General features: G+C 60.7%; 6 protein-coding genes. All 6 read right to left on the bottom strand.

The annotated features are described in order from the left end of the window. Positions 1-76: 76 nt before the first annotated feature. The 6 genes from EN964_RS26035 to EN964_RS26010 all read right to left on the bottom strand — a co-directional run bounded on the left by EN964_RS26035 (position 77) and on the right by EN964_RS26010 (position 4100). Positions 77-991, bottom strand: coding sequence for a hypothetical protein (locus EN964_RS26035; RefSeq protein ID WP_127272553.1), 915 nt, complete (start codon positions 989-991; stop codon positions 77-79). Positions 992-1021: 30 nt separating this feature from the next. Then, positions 1022-1168: a hypothetical protein gene (locus tag EN964_RS26030; RefSeq protein ID WP_013529552.1), complete on the bottom strand. Its 147-nt coding sequence runs from the start codon at positions 1166-1168 to the stop codon at positions 1022-1024. 25 nt (positions 1169-1193) lie between these two features. Next, the gene (locus tag EN964_RS26025; RefSeq protein WP_013529551.1) at positions 1194-1448 is read right to left on the bottom strand and encodes a GlsB/YeaQ/YmgE family stress response membrane protein; all 255 of its coding nucleotides are present in this window, start codon (positions 1446-1448) and stop codon (positions 1194-1196) included. Between the two features lie 215 nt (positions 1449-1663). Then, positions 1664-1864, bottom strand: coding sequence for a hypothetical protein (locus EN964_RS26020; protein ID WP_027037740.1), 201 nt, complete (start codon positions 1862-1864; stop codon positions 1664-1666). A 104-nt stretch (positions 1865-1968) separates the two neighbouring features. Continuing rightward, positions 1969-2589, bottom strand: coding sequence for a ribonuclease D (locus EN964_RS26015; RefSeq protein ID WP_095084743.1), 621 nt, complete (start codon positions 2587-2589; stop codon positions 1969-1971). A 125-nt stretch (positions 2590-2714) separates the two neighbouring features. Next, the gene (locus EN964_RS26010) at positions 2715-4100 is read right to left on the bottom strand and encodes a M20/M25/M40 family metallo-hydrolase (protein ID WP_127271233.1); all 1386 of its coding nucleotides are present in this window, start codon (positions 4098-4100) and stop codon (positions 2715-2717) included. Positions 4101-4438 lie beyond the last annotated feature (338 nt).

Genomic DNA, 4438 nt, shown 5'->3' with positions numbered 1-4438 from the left:
AGCCCCTGGATTTCAGGCCGCAATGCAACAGGCCCCTCAGCGTTTTCTGTCAACACCACCCGCCTCAGACCTGATTTCAGATCGGCTCGAACTTCACATCCGGCTGGTCGGGACCGCCGGCTTGCCGCAACAGCGCGAGAATGTGTTCGCTCCTGTCAACCTGCTGTCGCCTCCAGTTCGAGGCGTTAGTCACGTGCAGCCAGCCATCGACCACCATGAAAAAATCCTCGGATTGATCATGTCCCGCGCCGAAGCGAAGCGATTTGTTTTCGGCGAACCGAACCAGCGCCGGATCGATCGACCTGTAGAGCACCGGCCAGTTGCCGCCGCCGGAATCCATATGAAACTTGTAGCTCGGGGCGAAATCCAGCCGCCGCCGCAACAGGCTTCCATGGAAAAAACAGAAGCCGGGCCACAGGAACCAGCCGCCTGGTGTCGGCGTATCGCGCCGCACGCTGCCGTATAGGCTCTTGCCCTCCATTCGGTCGCGGATCGAAAATGGTTCAGTTGGAAAGATGTCATGATCGATGAAGCCGAAAAGCTTCGGCCCGAACCCAGGCAAGAAATTCCGCACGATCCAGTTGAGCGCTTGACCGTGCGATCTGCTGACGACCAGCCTGTTCTTCGGCAATGCCACATAGGGGACATGCTGGCGACGGCAGAGATCGCGGATCGCTTCCCTTGCATCGTCCTTGTTGCTGTTGTCGAAAACGATGTAGCTTTCGTGCTCGGCCAGGTATCTGCGTACCAGGTGGATTTGCCATTCGATCATTTCGGGCCGGTTGAAGGCTACGGTGGCTATGATCGTATCGCGGAAAGCCTGCTCTCGCCCCTGCAATTCGCTGACCGGCGCGGATGTCCTCAGGAAGCGAAACACCCGCCAATGATAGCGCAGCAGCGCCTCGCGTCTTGGCGGCCTGTTCAGCCTCTCCCATTCCGCAACGGTAATTCTGGGCTGATCGACGTCTTCCGGAGCGTCAGAAGCCACCATGTCGTGCTCCTGCATGTGCCGTTCGACGGCTCAGTTCTGCTGGATCGAAATGCCCTTGTCGTCGATCTTGAGTTCGACGCCCTTGGGTTTGGTCTGCTCGCGATAGACGTAGATGCCGAGGGCAATGACCACGACGACGAGCGCGCCAATGACGAGATAGAGCGTATTCTGTTTCATGGCGCGCTCTTTGCGTTGTCGAGCCTCAGGCTCGTTTCAGGACCTTGACCAGCACCAGCAGGATGATGGCGCCGATGGTGGCATGGATGATCGCGGCGAGAGTGCCGCCGCCGATGGAAAATCCGATCCTCGGAAACAGCCAGCCGGCGATGAACGCGCCGACGATGCCGACGATGATGTTGCCGATAAGGCCGAAGCCGAAACCGGAAACGATAAGACCGGCGAGCCAGCCGGCGATGGCACCGATGATGATGAAGACGAGCAGGCTTTCGACACCCATAGAGAGTTCCTCCGAGCAAGAGGGCGACGGCGGAACGGAAAGCTCCGAATCGGCCTCGATATCAACGGCTTCAGGCTATTCGAAAGCGACCAGCCTCACCAGCGGCGCCATCACTAGAGCAATTCTAGGAAAAGTGTAAAGCGGTTTTCCGTCCAAAATTGCGTCAAAACAAAGAGTTAGAGCAGCTCGCCGTTTCCGTGAAACGGTGAACTGCTCTAGTCGTCATCGTCGCTTGCGGCAGGGCGCCAGCTGGTCGGCTCGACCTTCTTTTGCGTGTGACTGTCGATATAGACCCACCAGCCGTCGTCGCGATATTGCGCGATGGATTCGTTGATCACGCCGTCGCTGTCCTTCCACGTGACGGAGACCTTGGAGCCGTCTGTCGGCGCGGTCGCAATCGGCTTTCTGTCCGCCATGTCATCATCCCCCAATTGCACCGACAAACTGAGCCGACAGAACGCCGCGGCCCGCATCCGGTTCCAGCCGGTACCGGCTGCGCGATGTGCTGGCCGGACGACCGTCAGCTGTGGGCAAAGATATCCTCTTCGTCCCAGCCCATCAGGTCAAGCTTGGCACGCGTCGGCAGGAAGCGGAAGCAGGCATCGGCCTCCTTGGTCCGCCCATCGCGCGCCAGGCGTCCGGCGAGCACATCGCGCAAACGGTGCAGATAGAGCACGTCGGAAGCGGCATATTCGAGCTGTTCGGGCGACAGCGTCTCGGCCGCCCAGTCCGACGATTGCTGCGCCTTGGAGAGGCCAACGCCAAGAAGCTCGAAGCAGATGTCCTTCAGCCCGTGGCGGTCGGTGTAGGTGCGGGTCAGCCGCGAGGCGATTTTGGTGCAGAACACCGGCTCCGGCATCACGCCGAACGCATTGTAGAGCACGGCAAGATCGAAGCGTCCGTAGTGGAACAGCTTGGTTACGCCACGGTTCCGCAGCAGGCTGACGAGGTTCGGCGCCTTCTTCTGGCCAGGCGCGATCTGGATGACGTCGGCCGTGCCGTCGCCGGGCGAAATCTGCACCACGCACAGCCGGTCACGATGCGGATTGAGCCCGAGCGTCTCGGTGTCGATGGCCACTGCCCCGACATTGTAGTGCGAGAGGTCGGGCAGGTCGTTTTTATGGAAACGGATATCGGCCATTGTCTTCTCCGGTCGAGCTCTACAGTGTCCCCTGACCCGCAAGGGACGCTGCAGCGCTTTGTCTTGTGGCCCGTCCTCGCCGCGATCCGCTGAAAAATCAACAGGAAAACAGGAGTTTCCGCCGCTCAGCGCGTCAAGGCATCGAGAATCCGCGCCCAGGAGCGCTGGCCCTTGTGGAAGGAGCTGAGCTCGTATTTCTCGTTGGGCGAGTGGATGCGGTCGTCGTCGAGGCCGAACCCGACCAGCAGCGATTCCATACCGAGATAGGTCTGGAAATCGCCGACAACCGGAATGGAGCCGCCGCTGCCCGTCGTCACCGCCGGCTTCGGCCATTCGTCGGACAGCGCATTCTTGGCCTTGGCGAGGAAGGGCGAGTCGTAGGAAAGCTGGATTGCCGGCGAGCCGCCATGCGGATGGAATTCGACCGAACAGTCGGCCGGAATCCGCTCCTTGACGAATTTCTGGAACGCAGCGCGAATTTTCTTGGGATCCTGCTTGTGGACAAGGCGAAACGACACCTTCGCCGAGGCTTCCGCCGCGATCACCGTCTTGAAGCCCTTGCCGGTATAGCCGCCGATGATGCCGTTGAACTCGGCCGTCGGCCGCGCCCAGGTCAACTCCAGCACGGAGCGGCCCTTTTCGCCCGACGGGATCGACAGGCCGACCGGTCCGAGGAACGTCTCGGCGGTCTCGCCGAGCGTCTCCCATGATTTCAGGATCTGCGACGGTGTTTCCTCGACGCCGTCATAGAAGCCGGGGATGGTGATATGGCCGTCCTTGTCGTGGATATCGGCCAGCACCCTGGCCAGGATCCGGATCGGATTGGCGGCGGCACCGCCATAGAGGCCGGAATGCAGGTCGCGATCGGCCGCCTTCACCGTGATCTCCTCGCCGACCAGCCCGCGCAATCCCACACAGATCGACGGCGTCTCGCGGTCCCACATGCCGGTATCGCAAACCAGCGCGAAATCGGCCTTGAGTTCGTCGGCATTGGCTTCGAGGAACGGCTTCAACGAGGGCGAGCCGGATTCCTCTTCGCCCTCGAACAGGATGGTGATGCGGCAAGGCAGATTGCCGTGCACCTGTTTCCAGGCGCGGCAAGCCTCTACGAAGGTCATCAACTGGCCTTTGTCGTCGGCCGACCCGCGTCCGGTGATCACCTTGTGATCCGGCCCGACCTCCTTGACAGCAGGCGCGAACGGATCGCTTTCCCACAATTCGATCGGATCGACCGGCTGAACGTCATAATGGCCGTAAAACAGCACATGCGGCGAACCGGCCGGGCCGTCATGGTGCGCAACCACCATCGGGTGGCCTGGTGTGTCGCGAACGCTGGCGTCGAAGCCGATCAGCTTGAGTTCGGCCACCAGCCATTCCGCCGCCTTGCGGCAATCGGCGGCAAAGGCCGGATCGGTGGAGATCGACTTGATCTTGAGCAAGCCGAACAGGCGCTCGAGGCTCTGGTCGAGATTGTTGTCGAGACGGTCGAGGACGGGGGAAATTGCGGACATATGTGAAGCCTTTCGATTCAGAACCCGAACCGTAAAGGCAGGACAGGAAAACGAAAAGCCCGCGATCATTGGACCACGGGCTGCAAACGTCTGTCTGGGATAAAAAAGACCGCCGTGGTGGAGGGGGAACCACGGCGGCCTTCTACTCGAAACGATGCGGCAGCCCGGAGAGGGGGGATAGGCTGCCGCAGGTGTCCGGATTAGGCGGGGGACGGGCCTTGCTCCGGACTCGGCGAACACTGCCGATGACGTGTATTTGGGTCTCTGAACGTGGCGATTCAAGGGCACGAAAATTACAGTTTTGTAACATAGTCGTGAGCAGGGTGACGGCGATCTGT

It is taken from the genome of Mesorhizobium sp. M7A.F.Ca.CA.001.10.2.1 (genome assembly GCF_003998575.1).
Lineage (GTDB): Bacteria > Pseudomonadota > Alphaproteobacteria > Rhizobiales > Rhizobiaceae > Mesorhizobium.
Note: the sequence above shows the minus strand (reverse complement) of the source record. Positions and strands in the feature narration are given on the sequence as shown.

Excerpts from the sequence above, each read along its gene's own strand:
- EN964_RS26035 (WP_127272553.1), bottom strand. The coding sequence starts at position 991 with ATGGTGGCTTCTGACGCTCCGGAAGACGTCGATCAGCCCAGAATTACC.
- EN964_RS26030 (WP_013529552.1), bottom strand. The coding sequence starts at position 1,168 with ATGAAACAGAATACGCTCTATCTCGTCATTGGCGCGCTCGTCGTCGTG.
- EN964_RS26025 (WP_013529551.1), bottom strand. The coding sequence starts at position 1,448 with ATGGGTGTCGAAAGCCTGCTCGTCTTCATCATCATCGGTGCCATCGCC.
- EN964_RS26020 (WP_027037740.1), bottom strand. The coding sequence starts at position 1,864 with ATGGCGGACAGAAAGCCGATTGCGACCGCGCCGACAGACGGCTCCAAG.
- EN964_RS26015 (WP_095084743.1), bottom strand. The coding sequence starts at position 2,589 with ATGGCCGATATCCGTTTCCATAAAAACGACCTGCCCGACCTCTCGCAC.
- EN964_RS26010 (WP_127271233.1), bottom strand. The coding sequence starts at position 4,100 with ATGTCCGCAATTTCCCCCGTCCTCGACCGTCTCGACAACAATCTCGAC.